Here is a 339-nt window from a genome sequence, read left to right as displayed (position 1 = left end):
CAGTTTCCTGCGCAGACGCGAAACCACCAGATTGACGCTTGCGGGATCGACATCTTCCTTTTCTGACCACGCATACCGGATCAACTGATCGCGCGGCACTGGCATGTTCGGCTGGCGCAGCAGACATTCGAGAAGTTGGTATTCACGCTTCGTCAGCGGAAGACGGACATTGGCGTCGACCAGTTCCCGCGTTGCCGCGTCGAGCGTCAGGAGTGCGGGCGCCGTGACGGTTTCGTTCGCCGCCTTCGATGAAGAACGATACAACGCCAGCATCCGCTCGTGGATTTCGATGAACGACCACGGGTACGACAGACAGGCGTCGGCACCCGCACGCAGCAC

The 339-nt window shown here is 60.2% G+C and carries 1 protein-coding gene; it reads right to left on the bottom strand.

Annotated features, from left to right (window positions below; all coding sequences use genetic code 11):
* Window positions 1-339, bottom strand: a 339-nt coding sequence (locus tag P0D89_RS54360) for a winged helix-turn-helix domain-containing protein (RefSeq protein ID WP_408379901.1), incomplete at both ends; no start/stop codon positions are given.

This window comes from Paraburkholderia sp. RL18-085-BIA-A (assembly GCF_046027075.1).
GTDB lineage: Bacteria > Pseudomonadota > Gammaproteobacteria > Burkholderiales > Burkholderiaceae > Paraburkholderia.
Note: the sequence above shows the minus strand (reverse complement) of the source record. Positions and strands in the feature narration are given on the sequence as shown.